Annotated in this window: 19 protein-coding genes; 12 read left to right on the top strand and 7 right to left on the bottom strand. The window is 44.9% G+C overall.

All coding sequences use genetic code 11. The features are described 5' to 3' along the window. The first annotated feature begins 45 nt into the window (after nt 1–45). The 12 genes from QWZ04_RS21325 to QWZ04_RS21270 all read left to right on the top strand — a co-directional run bounded on the left by QWZ04_RS21325 (nt 46) and on the right by QWZ04_RS21270 (nt 9,993). Entirely contained in the window at nt 46–702 is a 657-nt protein-coding gene (locus QWZ04_RS21325) for a sigma-70 family RNA polymerase sigma factor (protein WP_353958866.1), read from the top strand. Continuing rightward, nucleotides 695–1,495, top strand: coding sequence for a ChrR family anti-sigma-E factor (locus QWZ04_RS21320; RefSeq protein ID WP_290330275.1), 801 nt, complete (start codon nt 695–697; stop codon nt 1,493–1,495). The genes QWZ04_RS21325 and QWZ04_RS21320 overlap by 8 nt, the downstream gene beginning before the upstream one ends. A 77-nt stretch (nt 1,496–1,572) precedes the next feature. Further along, a complete protein-coding gene (locus tag QWZ04_RS21315; protein ID WP_290330274.1) occupies nt 1,573–2,517 on the top strand; it encodes a YbgA family protein in 945 nt (314 codons plus the stop codon). Beyond that, nucleotides 2,514–3,920 carry a deoxyribodipyrimidine photo-lyase gene (gene phrB, locus QWZ04_RS21310; protein WP_290330272.1) on the top strand — a complete coding sequence of 469 codons (1,407 nt, stop codon included), beginning with the start codon at nt 2,514–2,516 and terminating at the stop codon, nt 3,918–3,920. Before QWZ04_RS21315 ends, phrB begins: the two co-directional genes overlap by 4 nt. A 37-nt stretch (nt 3,921–3,957) precedes the next feature. After that, nucleotides 3,958–4,392, top strand: coding sequence for a nuclear transport factor 2 family protein (locus tag QWZ04_RS21305; RefSeq protein WP_290330271.1), 435 nt, complete (start codon nt 3,958–3,960; stop codon nt 4,390–4,392). After that, a complete protein-coding gene (locus QWZ04_RS21300) occupies nt 4,389–5,111 on the top strand; it encodes an SDR family NAD(P)-dependent oxidoreductase (RefSeq protein WP_290330270.1) in 723 nt (240 codons plus the stop codon). Before QWZ04_RS21305 ends, QWZ04_RS21300 begins: the two co-directional genes overlap by 4 nt. Next, complete coding sequence (locus tag QWZ04_RS21295; protein ID WP_290330269.1) at nt 5,108–6,361, top strand: NAD(P)/FAD-dependent oxidoreductase; 1,254 nt, start codon at nt 5,108–5,110, stop codon at nt 6,359–6,361. Before QWZ04_RS21300 ends, QWZ04_RS21295 begins: the two co-directional genes overlap by 4 nt. Nucleotides 6,362–6,384: 23 nt before the next feature. Continuing rightward, entirely contained in the window at nt 6,385–7,128 is a 744-nt protein-coding gene (locus QWZ04_RS21290; RefSeq protein ID WP_290330267.1) for a DUF1365 domain-containing protein, read from the top strand. Nucleotides 7,129–7,180: 52 nt separating this feature from the next. Continuing rightward, nucleotides 7,181–8,461 carry an SAM-dependent methyltransferase gene (locus QWZ04_RS21285; protein ID WP_290330266.1) on the top strand — a complete coding sequence of 427 codons (1,281 nt, stop codon included), beginning with the start codon at nt 7,181–7,183 and terminating at the stop codon, nt 8,459–8,461. Beyond that, nucleotides 8,439–8,954, top strand: a complete 516-nt coding sequence (locus QWZ04_RS21280) for a DUF2878 domain-containing protein (RefSeq protein ID WP_290330264.1) — start codon at nt 8,439–8,441, stop codon at nt 8,952–8,954. Before QWZ04_RS21285 ends, QWZ04_RS21280 begins: the two co-directional genes overlap by 23 nt. Then, nucleotides 8,951–9,475 (top strand): chalcone isomerase family protein, encoded by a 525-nt coding sequence (locus QWZ04_RS21275; protein ID WP_290330263.1) that lies wholly within the window; start codon nt 8,951–8,953, stop codon nt 9,473–9,475. The genes QWZ04_RS21280 and QWZ04_RS21275 overlap by 4 nt, the downstream gene beginning before the upstream one ends. Further along, nucleotides 9,472–9,993, top strand: coding sequence for a DUF3833 domain-containing protein (locus tag QWZ04_RS21270; RefSeq protein WP_290330262.1), 522 nt, complete (start codon nt 9,472–9,474; stop codon nt 9,991–9,993). The genes QWZ04_RS21275 and QWZ04_RS21270 overlap by 4 nt, the downstream gene beginning before the upstream one ends. A gap of 169 nt (nt 9,994–10,162) precedes the next feature. Here the strand turns inward: QWZ04_RS21270 and QWZ04_RS21265 are convergent, their stop codons facing one another. The 7 genes from QWZ04_RS21265 to QWZ04_RS21235 form a co-directional block, all read right to left on the bottom strand. Further along, nucleotides 10,163–12,067, bottom strand: coding sequence for a methyl-accepting chemotaxis protein (locus tag QWZ04_RS21265; protein ID WP_290330260.1), 1,905 nt, complete (start codon nt 12,065–12,067; stop codon nt 10,163–10,165). A 97-nt stretch (nt 12,068–12,164) separates the two neighbouring features. Continuing rightward, nucleotides 12,165–13,934, bottom strand: a complete 1,770-nt coding sequence (locus tag QWZ04_RS21260; protein WP_290330259.1) for an exo-alpha-sialidase — start codon at nt 13,932–13,934, stop codon at nt 12,165–12,167. Between the two features lie 204 nt (nt 13,935–14,138). Further along, on the bottom strand, nt 14,139–15,209 hold the full coding sequence (locus tag QWZ04_RS21255) for a YjhT family mutarotase (protein WP_290330258.1): 1,071 nt from the start codon (nt 15,207–15,209) through the stop codon (nt 14,139–14,141). 14 nt (nt 15,210–15,223) lie between these two features. Then, complete coding sequence (locus QWZ04_RS21250; RefSeq protein ID WP_435433645.1) at nt 15,224–16,384, bottom strand: N-acetylneuraminate epimerase; 1,161 nt, start codon at nt 16,382–16,384, stop codon at nt 15,224–15,226. Between the two features lie 204 nt (nt 16,385–16,588). Further along, a complete protein-coding gene (locus tag QWZ04_RS21245; protein WP_102257793.1) occupies nt 16,589–17,425 on the bottom strand; it encodes a MurR/RpiR family transcriptional regulator in 837 nt (278 codons plus the stop codon). A 112-nt stretch (nt 17,426–17,537) separates the two neighbouring features. Next, on the bottom strand, nt 17,538–18,428 hold the full coding sequence (locus QWZ04_RS21240) for a dihydrodipicolinate synthase family protein (RefSeq protein ID WP_290330256.1): 891 nt from the start codon (nt 18,426–18,428) through the stop codon (nt 17,538–17,540). A gap of 82 nt (nt 18,429–18,510) precedes the next feature. Further along, on the bottom strand, nt 18,511–19,794 hold the full coding sequence (locus QWZ04_RS21235; protein WP_009847244.1) for a TRAP transporter large permease: 1,284 nt from the start codon (nt 19,792–19,794) through the stop codon (nt 18,511–18,513). Nucleotides 19,795–19,800 lie beyond the last annotated feature (6 nt).

The following is a 19,800-nucleotide window of genomic DNA, read 5'->3' as shown; positions in this document are numbered from 1 at the left end:
AGCCATTCGTATTGGTTAATACGTTTTCAAATGAGAGTAGTTGAGATGCAAAACATCGAACCGATTGCGGGAGGGAAGCCCATTAATCAATCAACGACTGATCACGCGACACAACAGTCATCGCATCCAGAATTATCTCACTGGTTAACGCTTGTCGCTCAAAACCAAGACAAAATCGCATTTACCCGCTTGTTCGAGTTCTTTGCACCCAAAATAAAGCGGTTTGGAATAAAACAATTCAGCAATGAAGCTCAAGCCAACGAATTAGTTCAAGACACCATGACTAACGTTTGGAAAAAAGCACGCCTATACGATGTGAGCAAAGGAGCCGCTACCACATGGATTTACACCGTGATGCGAAACGCCTCTTTTGACCAACTGCGAAAAGTGAAAAGCCAAGCTGAACAAAATCTTGGTGACGACATCTGGCCATTGGAAGAAGCGCAGCATCAACAAGCGAGTTTACAAGAACACCAAGGCGATACGCCATTTCGCGACCACCTACTGACCAAACAGATAGAACGCCACGTAGACCGCTTACCTTTGGCTCAAAAAGTGGTAGTACAAGGTGTGTACTTTCAAGAATTGTCACAAGAACAATTATCCGAACAACTCGGTGTACCGATAGGCACCATCAAATCGCGATTACGACTGGCTTTAGCAAAAATCAGGCAGCAAATGGGAGAGCACGATCATGATTAACCATCACCCAAGCCACACAGTATTACAGCAATTTGTTGAGGGAACACTGCCCGCTTCTGTCGCGGTCATTGTCGCGAGCCATGTAGAAATGTGCCCACACTGCCAACAACTCGTTCACCAACTGACCGAACTTGTGGCGGCCGACGTGTTTGATATGGAAGCCGACAGCACGGGTTGTTACACAACTCATGAATGTGCAGACGAGACAGAAAACCTACGTCAAAGCGAATTTGAAGAGTTGATGACGGAATTAGCCACCAGCTCTAACCCTGATGATCACAGCGACGTTAGCAGCATTTTCAACGATGTTAACGACACAGGAATAAGTACTGACTCAGACATGCTCGCCCAGATAACCAGCTTGCCGGTAGAGGAACCAACCACACGGCCTAAAACCGTCACTGAAATTGAAGTGGCAGGAAAGCGAATTTCCCTACCCAATGCGATTAAGTCTCTCGCGTTGAAAGAATGGCAAGGGCTAGGGAAAATTTCTAGAGCACGTATCAACTTAGACGATGAAACACGCCGCACCAGTTTACTCCATATCGATAAAGGCGGCAGCGTGCCACACCATACCCACAAAGGGTTCGAAATAACGCTATTACTGCAAGGCAGCTTTGAAGATGAAATGGGCACCTACCATGCGGGAGATTTTATCTGGTTAAGTGGTGAACACACTCACAACCCAGTCACGCAAGAAGGATGTGTTTGTTTAACCGTAAGCAGTGACGCATTGCATTTCACTCAAGGCGTTAGCCAACTGTTTAACCCTCTGGGCAAATTGATTTACTAATACTGAAAGCAACGTTCTATCAAAAATCGTCAATAAGAGTCGTGAGAATTAAAACAAATAATAACGAGGACACCACCATGGATAAGAAGCTAAAAATAGGCATCAGTGCTTGCGTTGTGGGGCAACAAGTTCGCTATGACAAAAGCCACAAACGATCATTCTTTTGTGTTGAAGAGCTTGGTGAATTCGTCGAATACAAACCCGTTTGCCCAGAGGTTGCGGTAGGGCTCCCTATCCCTCGCCCAACCATCAGGCAAATCTCACATGGCGACCTTATCTCGGTTTCGCGCCCAGATGGTTCAGGAGATGTCACCGAAGCGTTAACTAAACTCGGGCAAGATCATGCCAAAGGTTCAGATGATCTAGCAGGTTTTATCTTTTGCGCGAAAAGCCCAAGCTGCGGTATGGAACGAGTGAAAGTGTATCAAGAAGACGGAAAAGGCTCGGAAATGAACGGTGTCGGCATGTTTTCAAAGCAAATAATGCAACACAACCCGCTATTGCCTTGCGAAGAAAATGGGCGCTTAAACGATCCCATCATCCGCGAGAACTTCATCACTCGTATTTTTACGTATCAAAAATGGCTCGACCTAAAAGCAGAAGGATTCACGATTCACAAGTTGATCACTTTTCATAGCGCACATAAGTACTTAGTGATGAGCCACCATATTGAAAGCTACAAACAGCTGGGCAGGCTACTCGCGTCACCTGAGGAAGAAATTAATGTGGTCGCAGACAAGTACATAGCATTGTTAATGGAAGCGCTAACGATCAAAGCGACACGTCGTAGCCATACCAACACTTTGCAACACTTACAAGGTTACTTCAAAAAGCAGCTCACCAAAGAGAAACGAAAAGAACTAAGCGATGAAATCGATGCTTATCGACAAGGCATTACCCCTCTTTTGGTTCCACTGACCCTAATTAATCACTACTTACTTGAATACCCAAATGAATACCTGTTAGAACAAACTTATCTTAACCCGCACCCGAAAACTCTGCGTTTGAGGTACGGATATTGAGCCCATTACTCTGGTTACGACGCGATCTGAGAATACATGATAATCCAGCCTTATGTAGTGCCTTAAATCAAGGGGCAACTGAGGCCGTTTTTATTTCAACTCCGCATCAATGGCGCGACCACAACATGGCGCCAGTCCAAGCTGACTTCATCAAACGGCACCTGGTATTGGTTGCAAACCAACTCATTGAGTTCGGTATAACGCTTGTACATTTACAAGCAAAAACATACCAAGATCAGGTCGCCGTTCTGGAACAGTATTGCCAAGACAAAGACTACCAAACCGTAATGGCCAACCGTGAGCCTGAAATCAATGAACTCAAGCGTGACGAGCACTTTGCCAATACTGGCATTGCACTCGAAGTCTTTGAATGCGATACCATCTTACCCGTAGGTACGGTACGCAATAAGCAAGATGACATGTTCAAGGTATTTACGCCGTTCAAACGTGTTTGGCTTCAAAAAATAGAACAGTACGGCGTCACCTGCTTCTCTACACCAAGTATTGCCCATACCACTAACGATCCCAAAACAAGCAATGCCGAGCGATTCGAATTTGACTATCCATGCAAAGACTCATCACGCTGGCCTCTAAGCGACGTCGTTATGAGCTCGGTTGTTCCTCACTTCTTAGATGAAAAAGTCGCTGATTACGCAACAAAGCGAGATTTTCCTAATATAAAAGCCACCTCTGGGTTGTCACCTTACTTGGCCATAGGTGCAATTAGCCCGCGCTGGCTAGCAACTCAATTGATTCAACAGCACCCAGAACTCATCTACGATACCAATGTGCCCAGTTTTGCCTGGTTAAACGAACTGATTTGGCGAGATTTTTACAAACACCTTTTATTCCGCTATCCAAATCTAGCTAAAGGCGAAAGCTTCCAAGAAAAGTACCGACACATGCACTGGCGGGGTAATCCAGACCATTTTCAAGCGTGGTGCGATGGCCGAACGGGTTACCCACTGGTAGACGCCGCAATGAGGCAGCTCATTCAAACTGGGTGGATGCATAATCGCTTAAGAATGGTGGTGGCGAGCTTTTTAACCAAACATTTACTGATCGACTGGAGGCAAGGTGAGCAATTTTTCATGTCTCAACTTATAGATGGTGACCTAAGTGCGAATAATGGCGGCTGGCAGTGGGCTTCCAGCACAGGATGCGATGCTCAACCTTATTTCCGAATATTTAATCCCATAACTCAAAGCAAAAAATTTGATCCAAATGGAGATTTCATTCGTAGATATGTACCAGAGCTAAGGGATATACCAGATAAGCAAATCCACTTTCCACATGATTATCTGGCGAAATTCCCTCTCACTAGCCAGTACTGGCCTCCGATAGTAGAGCATAAAGAAGCTCGACTTAAGGCCCTGGGATTTTTCAAACAAAGTCTTGAATAAACCCCGTTGATTACATAAACAATAGAGGTAAAGATCTATGCAGCGCTCATTGTGGTTACAGAATTTTATAGACGTTTACAGTGCGCTCGGGACCGATAATCTCACCACCCTCGAAACCGTTTATCACCCAAACGTCACCTTTATTGACCCACTACACCAAGTCGAAGGCTTTGCATCCCTATTACAGAGCTTTCAAAGCAGCTATCAAAATATTCACGAATGCGATTTTGTTATCGACAACGTCTTCGAAACAGAACAACAAGCCGCCGTTTATTGGACCATGACCTTCACGCACAAAACCTTAAACAGCTTGAACCCCGTCACGGTTATTGGTCATTCTTACCTTAGAGCATTCCAAGACAAAGTCATTTTCCATCAAGACTATTTGGACGTAGGTGCGATGATCTATGAGCACGTTCCAGTCATCGGTTTGCTGATCAAATCCATTAAAAACAGAGCGAGTAACGCATGAAAATTTTAATTACTGGTGCGACCTCGGGAATAGGCCAATCCCTCACGGAACAGTACGCCGAACTCGGAAATGACGTAATCGCTTGTGGACGAAACCCATCTAAATTGGGGCTGCTACAACAAGCCAACGGTCTGATTTCGACCTTGTGTTTTGACCTCTTGGATTACCAGAACTACCCCAAAATGGCGCCAGATTTTGAACCACTCGATTTGGTCATTTTTAACGCTGGGGATTGTGAATACATCGATGATGCCCTTAATTTCGATGCCAAGATGTTCGAACGAGTCATCAATATCAACCTGATTTCAATTGGCTATGGATTAGAGACGTGGCTTAAGCATATAAAACCGGGAGGCAGAGTCGTATTAGTCAGCTCCAGCGCCGGTCTATTACCGTTACCAAGAGCAGAAGCCTATGGAACCTCAAAGGCTGGCCTCACCTATCTAGCAAAAACGTTATCGATTAATTTGGCTCAACACGACATTCACGTCTCGGTGGTTCATCCCGGTTTCGTTGAAACGCCACTCACAGACAAAAATACATTCGACATGCCGATGATCATGACTCAGCAAGCCGCAGCGGAAAAAATCATTCAAGGGCTAGCAAAAGGTAAAGCGGACATTAGCTTTCCTACTCTCTTCATTTTTGCGATGAAATGCCTACGATTTTTGCCTTCATCACTCTGGAATAAAATCGCGACAAGGATGGTATCACAATGAAAAACATCGCTATTATCGGCTCAGGCATCTCAGGGCTAACGTGCGCCTATCTACTTGATGCGCATAACAAAGTGACGGTATTTGAAAAAAACCAGTACGTCGGGGGCCACACAGCAACCGTCGATATTGAACACCAAGGAACACAATACGCGATTGATACCGGCTTTATTGTGTTCAATGACCGCACTTACCCAAATTTCAACTTATTGTTAGCACAATTAGGCATCACACGGCAAAAAACAGAAATGAGTTTCAGCGTCCATAATAAGCAAACCAAATTTGAATATAACGGGCACGGTATCAATTCGCTGTTCGCTCAACGAAGCAACCTATTCAAGCCCAAGTTTTGGCGCTTAATCAGTGAAATCATCAAGTTCAATAAGCTTTGCAAGCAAGCATTTCGCAGTAATAACATTGAAGCCAAATCCACTCTGGGTGAATTTCTCGCACAGCACAACTTTTCGGCCTTTTTTAGTGAGCATTACATACTACCAATGGGCGCCGCTATTTGGTCTACAAGCCTCGAAGAAATGGGAAAGTTTGAACTGAAGTTTTTCATTCAGTTCTTTTACCATCACGGGTTACTAAACATCACCGACAGACCTCAGTGGTACGTAGTGCCGGGAGGTTCACGTGTTTACGTCAATGCCATCCAATCTAAGCTCAGTAAACCCATTATTACTGGTGCGAACATCAAGCACGTCAAGCGTTTGGATATGGGGGTAGAAGTCATCATGGAAAATGGTGACGCTCAACTGTTTGATGATGTGATATTTGCGTGTCACTCCGATCAAGCCCTGCGTTTGTTAGCCGACCCAACGGAGCTGGAAGTCGACGTACTTTCTGGTATTCCTTACAGCCGCAATGAAGTCGTTTTACACACAGATACCCGTTTGTTACCAGACAGAAAGTTAGCATGGGCAAGTTGGAACTACATGTTAGACGGCAATTTATCTCGGCCTTCTTGCGTCACCTACAACATGAACATCTTACAAGGCATACGCAGCCAAGACACATTTTGCGTCACGCTCAATCAAAGCGAAGCCATCGACAAGAATAAGATCATTCGCAGCTTTGTTTACCATCACCCGGTGTTGGATCAATCAAGCGTCATCGCTCAGAAAAAACGCGATCTCATCTGCGGAAAAAACGGCTGTCACTTTGTTGGTGCCTATTGGTATAGCGGGTTCCATGAAGACGGCGTGCGCAGTGCTTTAGATGTGACTAAGCGTTTTGGTCAGTCCCTATAGAAATCTTTCTTTGAGGCCCAATTATGAGCAGTAATAACAGTGGTATTTATTGGGGAAATGTTCGTCATCGCCGTTTTGGAAAAGTGGCTCACGCGTTCAACTATTCACTGTATATGTTGGGTATCGATATCGATGAACTACCCGAATTAGCACAGCGAAGCCGCATCTTTGGCGAACATTGGTTTAACCCGATTCGATTTAATGAAAAAGATTACATTAAAAGTGAACCTGGCTATTTAAAGCAACGTATATATCAGAAAGTAAAGGACTTGGGTGGCAACTGGAACATAGACAACCGAGTGGTATTACTGGCTCAGGCTCGATGTATGGGGCTCTATTTCAGCCCAATCAACTGTTATTTTTGCTACTCAGAGTCAGGTGAATGCCAATATATGTTGGCCGAGGTGAGCAACACACCATGGAAGCAAAGGCACTACTACTTAATCGATATGAACGGAAGTATGCAGGTGAGAAAAGCGTTCCATGTTTCACCTTTTATGGAAATGGACATGACTTATCACTGGACGATTTCAGCACCGAACAAAAACACATTAGTACACATTGAAAACCACAAGCAAGACAAAGTGTTCGACGCCACACTGGCATTACAAAAACACGAGTTCAGCAATAAAGAATTAACTCGTACTTTGTGCTTAATCCCTGCAATGACACTCAAAGTGGTTTCAGGGATCTACTGGCAAGCACTCAAACTGTTACTTAAACGCGTACCGTTTGTTGCCCACCCAGAGGCAGAGTCTAACTCTTAGCACCAAGTCAGCACTAAAAATAACGATAACAATACGCTCAAGCGAGGTTTACATGGAAAATATAGCAAAACAGAATCAAACATTAACCCAACCGTCAATCACACAAGCTGGCGACTCAATGGGAAAATATCGTCATTTGATTTTTGCTCTACTCAGTAAACTTGAGCATGCCAATATCGAAGTAACCGAAGGCGAACAGCATAACGTTTTCGGAGACCGACACGCCGCGTTGTCTGCCGAAATCAACATCCATGACGCCAGCTTCTATCAAGATGTCATTAACAACGGCAGCATAGGAGCCGCCGAGGCCTTTATCGATGGCAAGTGGACAAGCCCAGACCTAACTCGCGTGATCCAAGCGATGGCGAAGAATCAATCAAAGCTCGATCAAATAGAAAATAAAGTTCAGTGGTTGTCCAAATTCAAGAAATTGCTACTGAGAAGAAAAAATGCCAACACCGAGCATGGCTCTAAGCGAAACATCTTAGCCCACTATGATTTAGGCAATGAGCTGTACACCCGTTTTCTTGACCCCGCAATGCAATACTCTTGTGCCATATATGACCCACAAGCCACGTCGCTAGAGCACGCACAACAGCTTAAAATGAAAACCATTTGCGAGCGCTTAGAGTTGAAACAAGAAGACAGCGTGATTGAAATTGGCACCGGCTGGGGCGGCCTCGCCATTTACATCGCTCAACATTATGGCTGCCATGTCACCACGACCACCATTTCTGATGCTCAGCACCAATACGCCAAAGAGAGAATTGAACAACTGGGTCTTAAAGACAAAATAACCTTGCTGAAAAAAGACTACCGCGCCCTTGACGGACATTATGACAAACTGGTTTCGATAGAGATGATCGAAGCCGTCGGACACGAATACCTGTCGACCTTCTTTGATAAATGCTCCAGCCTTCTAAAGCCCGACGGCAAAATGTTAGTTCAGTCGATCACCATTGCGGATGGCCGATATGAGAGCTACAGAAAAAGCGTCGACTTTATCCAAAAATACATCTTCCCGGGTGGTTGCCTACCCTCCGTTGCCGTCATGACAGAGCAAATGGCCAAGCACACCGATTTGGTCGTACACGAAATGCATGATATTGGCTTGCACTATGCCCGGACTCTTTACGACTGGCGCATCAAGTTTGAGCAAAGCTGGGATCAATTAGTGGACTTAGGTTACGACGACCAATTCAAACGACTATGGATTTTCTACCTTTGCTATTGCGAGGGTGCGTTCTTAGAGCGAGTGATCAGCACACATCACGTGGTTGCGAGAAAACCCCAATTCAGAGGACAACAAGATGAAACGGTTTTGGATTATTAATCTGGTTCTTTTTCAAGCCAGTTGGGCATGCGCAGCGCTATTTAACTCGCACGCCTACTGGGTAATGCCGATACTTTTTGTGGTGCATGTGGCTTTGTCGCCCACTCGCAGACAAGACTTGAAATTATTGGCGCTGGTGCCCATCGGGTTAATGGCAGATAAGGTTCAACTCGATTTAGGTATATTTAGCGCTGGTGAAGGATTCTTCCCATTCTGGTTATTGATGATGTGGGTCATGTTTGTCATGAGCCTAAACCACAGTTTAAGTTGGCTTGATAACCGCTCAGCGATGACGTTAATGCTCATTGGCGCGGTAGGAGGCACAAGCAGTTATTGGGGAGGCATTAAAGCGGGTGTCATTCAACCGCTGCTATCGAGTGGCGATGTTGCAATTTTTCTGATTCTCGTTTGGTCTTTATTACTGCCAACCATGGTTTATTTAAAACGCTACCTCACTCATACCACAGCAACAGGAATCAGGGGCCAAGCATGAAAACGTTCATATCTATTCTCACTATTGCTGCCATAACATTAAGCTTTAGCGTATCGGCTTCACCCATTAGCCACCTAAAAAGAGTGGGCCAAGGTGAAATGGATTACCTATTTTGGACCTTATACCAAGCTCAATTTTTCCAAGAAATGCCTAATGAAAATCCAGCGAGTGCAAACGATGACCAACCCCAAGACAAAGCACTCAAGATCGAATATTACCAATCCATAGATAATCAAGATCTTATCGATGCCACCATTGAGCAATGGCAGCATCTGGGCTATTCAGATGAACAAATTAAACGTTGGTCTGCCCCGCTGTCTGATATTTGGCCCGATGTAGAACCGGGCAATACCCTCACATTTGTGGCCGGAAAAAACGGTGTGAGCACCTTTTATTTGGAAGACAAAGTCATCGGCACCTTGTCAGACCCATTATTTGGTGGTGCATTTTTGTCTATTTGGCTTTCTGAACGAACCAGCCACCCGGATCTTCGTTCTCAACTTCTAGGATTAGACCAATGAAAAAACTCGCATTATTGTCTTTCATCCTACTGCTTACAGCATGTGGCAGTGCTAATTTGGATGAACACCAAGGCACAACACCCGAGCTTAAACTTGAGCAGTTCTTTGACGGTGAATTAAAAGCATACGGAATGGTGTTAGATCGCTCAGGTAACTTATTGCGCCGTTTCGACGTTAAGCTTCTTGCCTCTTGGAAGGGCAATAAAGGCGAAATAAAAGAATGGTTTGAGTTCGATGACGGCGAAAAATCAACCCGAGTTTGGCAACTAGAAAAAACGTCGGATAACCAGTATCAAGGTACCGCAGGCGACGTGGTCGGGGTTGCGACAGGAGAGACTCAAGGTTCAGCGCTTTATTGGAAGTATGATCTAGAAATACCCGTCGACGGCACAATTTACCAAGTCACTCTAGATGACTGGATGTTCCTAATTGACGAGAAACGCCTATTTAACAAAACAGACATGACTAAATGGGGCTTTAACGTTGGTGAAGTGATCTTGTATATCGAGAAAATATAAGCCCATATTTAGCCCAGACATAAAGTAATCACTACGACAAGAAACATTCACTTAAGCCTCTCGCCCTATGATACCCGTTACTGAGTATTACAGGGCTTCAACCCCCAAAATCGTAATAGACAAACCTCATCTATTAGATTGTCTTTTATTATTCACGTACAAGGTCATTCTATACTCGAAATTTCATCACCACATTTTTCAGCCTCTCATTGGAATCCAGTAAATTGCTAATATTGGATTGCGTATCTTGAGCACTGACAATAAGTTCGCCAGCGATAAGGTTAATGGTACTGATATTAGCGTTAATCTCTTCTGCTACTAGGCTTTGCTGCTCGGAAGCAACCGCTACCTGAGACGTTAAGCTGGCAACGTTATTTACCGAACTTTCCACCGACTCTAACCGTTGGGATATTTTTGCTGTTCGCTCTGCAGTAGAAATGCTAGCTTCGCTGGTTTTACCCATGCTATTCGCCACCCCAAGCGACAGCGACGTTAACTCTGACAGCATCGCATCTATTTCATTGGTACTTGTTTGAGTACGAGCCGCCAACGCCCTGACTTCATCCGCGACAACCGCAAAACCTCTTCCTTGCTCCCCAGCCCTTGCCGCCTCAATCGCGGCATTAAGTGCCAATAAATTGGTTTGCTCTGCAACGCCACCGATCACGGTTAATACCTCGTTGATTCGAGATGCTCCATCACTCATTTGAGTCACGCGCTCAGCCATTACCTCAAATTGATCAACGAAAGCTTCAACACAAATCACTGCTTCACCAACCACCTGTTGCGATTGCGTCATTTCACCGATAACGGTCTGAGTAAACTCCGATGCGGAAACCGTGCTTTGCGCGACCGCTTCAGAAGAAGCCGTCATTTCTGTCATGGCTGTCACCACTTGATCCGTTTCTAACGCATGGCTATTGAGCTTATTAAGGTTTGAATCCGCTTGATCGTGTACAAGATTAAGAGAATGTGTAATTTGATCTGATGACTCCGAGACCTCTTTCATCATCAATTGCAGATTAAAAATAAACTCGTTGATGGCTTTAGCTATTTGCCCTAAATCATCGTTGTTTTTTACGGGTAGTCTCTGGGTGAGGTCGCACTCTCCGGACGAAAGGCTAATCACGACTTTCTTAAGTGCGACAATGGGACGGAACAAATACCCTAGGGTTGCAATTAAAATCATGGCTGCAATAACGACAGAAACACCTCCCCCCATCAATAACTGCTGCCAAGCCTCCTTAAGCGCTTCATCAATGATCTGCTCGTCGGTTTCCAGTGTCAGGTGCCATTTTTGTTCACCAAGCACCTTAAAACTCTGAGAAAAGAAAAGGCCAACTTTATTATCTTTGCTGTATTTAAAAACCCCAGATAGTGTGGCGAGAAAGCGGTCGTTGATCGTATCGGCAACAAATCTTTGTTGTAAGGATTGCCCCAGAAGCTCAGATGGTGACGTTGAAAACAAGATCTGTTGCTGTTGATTATATATGGTTTCTTCGGCCGTTTCGATATTGGCTTTTTTGAGAAATGCACTAAAACGCTCTAAATGTATATTTAGTGTCAACACGCCATATTTTACCGGAGCAGCAATACTGACCGTCGGTTTTCCCGTTTTAGGATCTTGATAAAAATCGGTCACGCTAGTTTGTTTGGTTTTCATCACAAGAGTAAACCATTGTGTCTTACGTGGATCACTCTCGGTCACGTCTAACATGCCATTTTTTGCAGAAAACCCGGTGCCATCGACAAACGCAATCACAACATCATCAACGCTGTCTGTTTCTGCAATTAGACCTAACGCCGTCACCATATCTTTGGGGCTACGCCTTGTTTGAAAGTACTCAGCCGAGCGTTCCAAATTCCGAACATTAGACGCGAGCCACTGTTCAATTTTGTAAGACTCTAAGCTCAAGCCCAGCTCTATTTTTTCAATCAGGTTTTTCTCTAAATCCTGTTGGTATTTATTAAACAAAATCATATTGCTGACTGCGATCGCCGCGACCATAAGCAAGATGGAACCTATGATTATTTTTTGCTTAAAACCTATATTATTCATCCATGTAGAAAACACTTGCTCCCCCCTTTATCTCAAGCCTAGGCCAATGAAACGTTACGCCGGAGTCGTACGCCAAAGCCTCATGTAAATAAGGCTCTGGCGTCTATTCCGATCAATTAACGTTATTAATATCCATCACCATCACTCGAATTTCGGAGCTCGATTTAGCTTCATAAATAACCCCTAAATCTTCGTTGCCAGCCGAACCTTTATTAGGAAGGATAACAATGTCTGAATAAGCGCTGTATCCATCACGAAATTGGGTTCTCTGGGTGAAATTGTACACACCACTGCCATTATCCGTCGCACTCCAAATAGCCAAATCATTGCGATCTGAACTGACTGCGCCGTTGCCTTGTGGGCCAGACATCAGTACGCGGTCGTTGCCGTACCTCACTAGACCAATATCAACTTGATCAAGTTTAAAAAATAAAGCGCCATTCACTGAGTTTCTGGTTTCTTCAATCACTTTCCAGCTAATACCGTTATCTTCGCTGATATAGTGATAGCGATTAAAGTTACCCGTTCCCGTGACTCCATCGTTACGTGCTGAAAGTAAAATGCGTCCATCGTTAAGCTGAACCATATCGGCTTCACTTGGCTCTTGGGCGTAGGTCGGTGTTTGTTGGCCGGCCTGCCACGAAACCCCATGATCATCGCTGTAAATAGAAACCACCGACAGTTGTTCAAACGCATCTAGAACGATTGCAGGGAAAATCAAACGACCCGAATTCAGTTGAATCCCTTGGCCCGGGCCTGCATTAATACTCTTCCAGCCCGGGTCGCCATGCCCACCATTTGCCCCAGTCTTAGCCCAGCCTTGTTCTGAAGGTTGGTTAATCACGCTGTCGTTGACTCGACGCATTAAAGTAGCATCGAACTGAGCCACCGCCGTGTTAGCAATAGAAAAGTCGATGGTTTTATAAGCTGCACTGCCAGAAGTCGAAGAACACCCATTGCCCCACGTGACCGTTTTACCGCTATGAGACTGACCACCCCAACCACTCGCAATTAGCGTCCCATCGACGTAAAAGCTTGCACTACTGCCACTGCCTACAATTTGATAATCATGGTAGCCACCAACATCAAAATTGAGTGGGTATTCGTTGTTACTCCCATTGCCATATAAAACCGCTTTAACTGACTTATCATCATTTACGACCAAATCAACAAGGTAACGGGTATTGCCATCACCATAGTATTGGACGTTACACGCTCCATTCGCGACTCTAGAGTTCCAGTCGAGTTGCCAACCGGAGGCTGCTGCCTGCGCTACTTGGCTAGCACTTGGTGTATAAGACCAAGTGGCTCTGCCGTTATGAGTCGAATCACCATTTGCAAACCAGTTCACATCGCGGACTTGATCTAAAACATCCGTTTCTGTCGACCACGTTTGTCCGTTGTCGTCACTGGTTTTGAACAATAGCTTATGGTTTGGATCATCAAATGGAACACAACTGCCGTTTTGGGCACAATCTATATCCCACTTAGTATAAAAGACGAATATTCTGCCATTACTTGCATCTAACATCGGACGAGGGTCAGAGTATGCCTCGGCTGAATTTTCTTGGATCGCTTGATACGCAGACCATGTTTGACCATTGTCTGTCGAACGACGGCTCTTTATGCTTGTTGGAGTACCATTTCCAGGGTCTCCAGACGTTCCTCTTCCTTCCGCAAAAGCGACTAAAGACCCATCGGCTGCGACGACCATAGCCGGAATACGATAATGGCTACTGCCACCTTCTCCACCTTTAAAAACGATGGTATCGCGAATGTTAGGAGCAACGGCGTTAGCTTGAAAAGATACGAGTAAGGATGAAGCAATTGCTACGCTCGCTAACAGGTTAATTCCTTTTAAACAATGTTCTCTATTTTTCACTTTAATTCTCCTTAAATAGAACGGAGAACAACAAGCACCAACTGCTGATGTTTACTATCAAATAGACAATAACCTCAGAGGTTTCACGCCTCTGAGGGAAACCATCAAAGTGTTTGCTGTCCAATTGGGTCTTAGTCAAACTGAACCAAAAAACTAACTTTAGGGTCAGTTTTTTACGCGTAAGTCACCTATAGGGGGAGCGGCTTATGCGTGCCAATTAATCAAATAACAACTTTGTAGTCCTTGTCCTTTTGCGTTTTCACCTCCAATGATGATTAGACCTTGTTCGCTGGAAATCGAGATGCCATAAGCTTGACCAACAGGCAGTTCGCCTACCCGTCGCCATTGTTGCTCCTGCAAACACCAAATATCGCCAGCATAATGCTTACTTAACCCTTGATGGGTATACCACTGCTTTTCTCTCGCTTTCTTCTGGCTACCGATGAAAAATGCGCCTCCGGCAACCAAATACTGGCCTTTCACCAGCCCGGCATACGCGCCAGCTAAACCTTCATGCTCTTGGGGGGAGGCTTGAATGCTTGGCAACGTATTGCTCTTCACTTCTTCTACGGAAGAAAAAGTAAATTGTTTTACTTGGGTACTGCGCAGCCCAGGTTTGATTTCTCCGTCTACCAACACCACCTGATTATCATCTTGTATTAGGCTCGCACCGCAGTTAGCTGGAAATGAATTTTCTGCTAGGATTCGCCATTGCAACGTTTCACAATCGAACAACCAAATGTCCTGATTCCAACCGTACTGCTCCGGTTGCATCGACATAAATTCAACCAAAGCGGCTTGATGTTTTGCCGGTTCAAGCGCGGAGTCTATCTGGCTGAGCTTCGCTAGAAAGTCATCAAACAAGGGCTTGTTGTATCCGCCCCAAAACGCGATTTTTCCTGGTGCAATTTCACAACCGCTTGCACCGAGTAAACCGACAGGGATCGTCGATACGATCGTTTGCCATTCGTTATTTTCTATATCAAAACGATGCACATCAGTAAGCACTTGGGCGCTCTCACCGCTTGCCTTTATCCCGGCACCAGAGAACACCCAAATGCCACTGCCACTTGCGACCATGACGGCATCATTCCTAACCACACCAGTAAACGCTGCCATCGATTGCCAACCACGTTCAGTGGCGTTCAAATCTAGGCTATAAAACTGCGTTCCTGCACTGCCCAACCCTGCGAAGATTCGGTTGCCAATTCGAGCACCAACAGCGTTTATAATTTCAACGGGAAAGTTAGGATACGTAACGATAGAAAGTGACATACTTAACCCCGTGATTAGTTAGTGACTTGAACAGCTTGGCCGTCCCAAGAAAGCAAATACACTTCTTTACGAGCCGCGCGCTCACCATCCTCTCCACCAATAACCAGCACACCATCATCCGTAGTAAAGGACGCGCCATAAGCTAGGCCGTGTGGCAGATCTGTGGATTGCGCCCATAACCCACTCTTTAACACATACGTTTCGGGATTAAAGGCTTTGCCAAACCCGTTATGGGCAAACATTTTTCCTTGCTCAAATGCGCCTTTTGCTCCGTGGAAGTTTGCGCCCCCCGCTACAATCACAACACCGTTGCTTTCCCCAGCAAACGCACCTGCAACGCCTTCTTGAGTCTGTTGGCTTGATGGCTTAGGTAAGTCATGCAAGCTCATCCAAGGTTGAGCGGCACCGAAAGCAAACTGCTTTACTTCAGACGTTCTTAGCCCTGGTTTAATCTCGCCACTCACCAACGTCGCCTTAGCCCCTTGCTTAACCAAAGCTGAACCGCAGTTTGGCAGGTAAGGAGAAGAGCCTAATTCTTTCCATATCCCAGTTTCAGGTGTATAGCTCAGAACGTTTGAGTTCCATTTGTAATCTAGTGGCTTCATTCCCATGTAGTCATCGACGATTTTTTGCCATTTTTCCGGCTGTTCTTTTCTGCTTGTCGCGTTGATGTCTGCCAAGTATTTATCAAAGTAACCTTTGTTGTAGCCGCCAAAAAACAGCACTTGTTTGTTATCAGGCGAATACGAAGCTGCCCCAAGTAAACCTACTGGTGTTTGAGTATTCACACGGGCCCAAGTATTTGCATCAGCGTCATAGCGGTAAACGGTATCAAAAAGGATTGGCGCCGCATCACTGGTGTTCTTCTTTCCTGAGCCACCGAAAACATAGATATCCTCACCAACAACACTCGCTGTTGCACCGCTTCGCGCAGGGCCTGAGAAATCCGCTTTCTTCTGCCAGCCTTTTTTTACATTGTCGAGATCCAACATGTAGAAATCTTGGCCTGTAGACCCTAAGCCAACGTAAAGCTTGCTTCCCACTTGAGCGCTAATGCCGCTTTTCATGCCAACGGGTAAATCAGGCCACTGGTCTTTTGCAAAAGACGCAGTGCTAAGGAACACAGAAGCCGCCAGAAGTGGCATAACCAAGCGATTGAAGTGTTGTTTATTCATTATCTTAATTTCCTTATTTGAATGGCAACAATGTGCCTTTCAGTTAATGAGAATACGTATAACTCTCTTGTTTATAATTCACACATAGTATTGATCGGAGAAAATTATTTTTATTAGATCAAGTTAACAAAAAAATTATTTTCATAAATAAATAAAATAAAAGCCTGCGATTGCAGGCTTTGGGTAGAAATAGGTTTTAACTTATTAGGTTGTCATGAGCGGCATGACAACTTCTGCGGTTTCCAAAACGGACTCAGAGTATTCTGGATAAATGTCTAGCAAAGTATTAACTAATACGTCAACAAGCAACAATGCACCTACTTTAGAGGAAAATGCGCCTCCAGTCAGCGGCCCTTCAGGCCTTGCTGCTACTAACATTTCAGTAGAGATGGCAGACAAAGGACTGTGACTAATGTTCGTTAAGGAGACGACAGGAACTCCGCGTTTATACGCTTGCGTTGCCGCGTGGACTACCTCTTTGGTCGAACCGGAACTGGACACAGATATCCACAAATCACCTTCAGTACAACGAACCGCATTCATTGCCGCAAGGTGAGTGTCTTCATACATAGTGACTTTCTTACCAATTCGTAACAAACGAAATGAAAGATATCGCCCTACAATACTCGACGCACCAACACCAACACAGCTGATAAAACTAGAGTTATGTACTAGTGTACAGATCCTCTCCAACGATTTCCTGTCAATGAGCTTGGCGGTATCATTCAAACTTGCTACTGCATTCTGAGCAGAAACGTCGCAAATATCGCCTTCAATTTCTGGCGCATTTTGGCTAGCGGTTTGGCTTAAATCAATAGCCAGCCCCATGCGGAAATCGGAATACCCTTTGTAGCCCATGTCACGGCACAAACGCACTACGGTCGCTTCACTGGTTTGAGTATTCTTGGCAAGTTCTGTGATCGTTTGAAATTGCACGTCGTGCGCATTTTCAATAATGTAGTTAGCCACAATGGTGAGTTTTTTACTCAAGGGTTCTATATTAGAACGCATTCTGACTAATAAATTTTTAGGCGTATTCACATTGGCCCCTTTAAATACTTAATGCTTGAGCCAAAATAACAGACTCCATAAAACAATGACATAGCACCCCGTCTTAAAGCGCAATATAAGGGGGATTTCCCCCCTTTTATTGTTACAAGAAGTCAGCGTCTCGCATTTTTGCTACAACATCGGCTTTTTGTGCTGCCGTTAACGGGCGAATTGGTGAGCGAGGGTTACCTGCATCAATACCATGTAACTCCATCGCGGCTTTACCCGCTGCTACGCCGCCGTATTCTACCAACACACGAATCAGCGCAATCACTTTGTCCATTAACGCGGCGACTTGAGCTTGATCGCCTTTGTTAAATGCTTCGATGATCTTTAGGTAAAGTGGTGCAGCGTAGTTATAAGTGCTCCCAACAGCGCTCACAGCTCCAACAGCCAAACCGGCCGGTAAAAACTCATCAACACCAAACGGGATATCAAACTTACCATTGGCTACACGCACACAACGTTGATACTCATATAAATCGACGTTGTTAAATTTTGCACCCGATAGGTTAGGAATACGATCATCGGCTTGAATTAGAAACTGTTCCAAATCGACATTTACGCCAGACATACCAGAGTGGTAATAATAAAATCCCTTTGAAGGCGCGGCCGCCGCTACTTGCGCACAATACTCGACCAAATCTTCAACATTACCTGGTTTAAAGAAACACGGGCCAATAGCCGATGTCGCGAGAATATCCAATTCCTCTGCGTGGCGAGTCAGCTCTAACGTATCAATAATGCTCAGGGCGCCTGTGTGAATAATGAGATCTAATTTACCACCAGCAGCCTTAACCCAATGCTGCGCGATGGCTTTACGCTCTTCTACCGAGCAATGAATCCCCTCGCCCGTTGTCCCACACACGTAAGCCCCCGTTACTCCTTGGTCAATCAACAGTTCTGCGATTTGGTCAATCGCACCAAAATTAACTTTATTAGCGGCATCAAACGGGGTGTGAGGTGCTGCAATTAGTCCTGATAACTTTTTCATCTTCTTACCTTAATTATATTGTCTTAAACATGGAATGAACCGGAATCCATTCCATTTATTAGTCGTTTATTTAATCTGCCTGTTACTTTCCGTAATCAAGCATCAATTCCGGGAGGAAAAGCGTGAATTGAGGGAATACCGCAATAAGCGCAAGTACGATAAATAATGGCACCAAAAGTGGAATGACCCCTTTAGTCAAGGTATGGAACGGAATGTCTCCAACCTTCGAAACCACATACAAAGCCATGCCCATTGGCGGGGTTAAAATACCGATCATTAAGTTCAAAATAGCCATGACACCAAAATGAACCGGATCAATACCCACTGCCGCGGCGACAGGCACAAGGAACGGAACCAATAAAAGAAGCAAAGCTAGCGATTCAATAAATGTACCCAAAAATAGGAGCAGCAAGTTAATCAGTAACAAGAGTACAAGCGGGTTATCACTGATTGTTAAGAAATAATCAGCCATCATTTGAGGCAATTGCTCTCGCGCTACAATCCAACCAAATACCGTCACACCCATGACCATCAATGCAACAACAGCGGTGGTATTAACGGTTTCTTTTAAGATACCAACAAAGCTTGTCAGCGTAACTTGACGGTAAACCACAACGCCTAAAAACAAGGCATATAAAGAAGAAACAACGGCCGCTTCTGTTGGCGTGAATTTACCCGAGAAGATGCCACCAATGATGATAACGGGCGTCAACAAAGACAAGAAAGCTTCTTTTAGTGATTTAAATCGCTCACCGCGAGTCGCTTTAGGTAAGGTCATGTAGCCACGTTTCTTACAGATGAAATAGCTCATTACCATTAAAGACGCTGCGCACATCAAGCCTGGAATGGCGCCGGCTAAAAACAAAGCACCAATGGATGTATTAGAAACCACACCATAAATCACGAGCGGAACAGAAGGTGGAACCAAAGGACCGATGATGCAAGAAGCGGCGGTTAATCCACCAGCGAAATCGTCATCGTACTTTGCGTCTCGCATTGATTTAATTTCAAGCTGCCCAAGACCACCCGCATCCGCTAAAGCCGATCCGGACATACCAGAGAATAGTAAGCTTGCCATGATATTTACATGACCCAAGCTACCGGTAATGTGCCCTACCATGGACTTAGCAAAATTAAAGATACGCTCTGTAATCCCAGCACTGTTCATTAAGTGCCCAGTTAATACAAAAAAAGGTACCGATAACAGCGTAAAGTTATTGATGCCACCCAGCATTTGCTGAGCGGCGAAGTTAATGCCCGTGCTCTGAGTTAATACCAAGAACACAAGTGCAACGAAAATAAGTGAAAAGCCAACCGGCATCCCTGCAAACAGGAGTGCTAACCAGCCAAAAATTGAACCTGCCATAACGAC

Origin of the sequence: Vibrio tapetis subsp. quintayensis (assembly GCF_030409945.1) — a bacterium.
Lineage (GTDB): Bacteria > Pseudomonadota > Gammaproteobacteria > Enterobacterales > Vibrionaceae > Vibrio > Vibrio quintayensis.
The sequence above is the reverse complement of the archived record's forward strand: the minus strand, read 5'-3'. Positions and strand labels throughout refer to the sequence as shown.

Excerpts from the sequence above, each read along its gene's own strand:
- QWZ04_RS21235 (WP_009847244.1), bottom strand. The coding sequence starts at position 19,794 with ATGGCAGGTTCAATTTTTGGCTGGTTAGCACTCCTGTTTGCAGGGATG.
- QWZ04_RS21295 (WP_290330269.1), top strand. The coding sequence starts at position 5,108 with ATGAAAAACATCGCTATTATCGGCTCAGGCATCTCAGGGCTAACGTGC.
- QWZ04_RS21270 (WP_290330262.1), top strand. The coding sequence starts at position 9,472 with ATGAAAAAACTCGCATTATTGTCTTTCATCCTACTGCTTACAGCATGT.
- QWZ04_RS21315 (WP_290330274.1), top strand. The coding sequence starts at position 1,573 with ATGGATAAGAAGCTAAAAATAGGCATCAGTGCTTGCGTTGTGGGGCAA.
- QWZ04_RS21275 (WP_290330263.1), top strand. The coding sequence starts at position 8,951 with ATGAAAACGTTCATATCTATTCTCACTATTGCTGCCATAACATTAAGC.
- QWZ04_RS21305 (WP_290330271.1), top strand. The coding sequence starts at position 3,958 with ATGCAGCGCTCATTGTGGTTACAGAATTTTATAGACGTTTACAGTGCG.
- QWZ04_RS21325 (WP_353958866.1), top strand. The coding sequence starts at position 46 with ATGCAAAACATCGAACCGATTGCGGGAGGGAAGCCCATTAATCAATCA.
- QWZ04_RS21285 (WP_290330266.1), top strand. The coding sequence starts at position 7,181 with ATGGAAAATATAGCAAAACAGAATCAAACATTAACCCAACCGTCAATC.
- QWZ04_RS21280 (WP_290330264.1), top strand. The coding sequence starts at position 8,439 with ATGAAACGGTTTTGGATTATTAATCTGGTTCTTTTTCAAGCCAGTTGG.
- QWZ04_RS21240 (WP_290330256.1), bottom strand. The coding sequence starts at position 18,428 with ATGAAAAAGTTATCAGGACTAATTGCAGCACCTCACACCCCGTTTGAT.
- QWZ04_RS21320 (WP_290330275.1), top strand. The coding sequence starts at position 695 with ATGATTAACCATCACCCAAGCCACACAGTATTACAGCAATTTGTTGAG.
- QWZ04_RS21255 (WP_290330258.1), bottom strand. The coding sequence starts at position 15,209 with ATGTCACTTTCTATCGTTACGTATCCTAACTTTCCCGTTGAAATTATA.
- QWZ04_RS21250 (WP_435433645.1), bottom strand. The coding sequence starts at position 16,384 with ATGAATAAACAACACTTCAATCGCTTGGTTATGCCACTTCTGGCGGCT.
- QWZ04_RS21290 (WP_290330267.1), top strand. The coding sequence starts at position 6,385 with ATGAGCAGTAATAACAGTGGTATTTATTGGGGAAATGTTCGTCATCGC.
- QWZ04_RS21300 (WP_290330270.1), top strand. The coding sequence starts at position 4,389 with ATGAAAATTTTAATTACTGGTGCGACCTCGGGAATAGGCCAATCCCTC.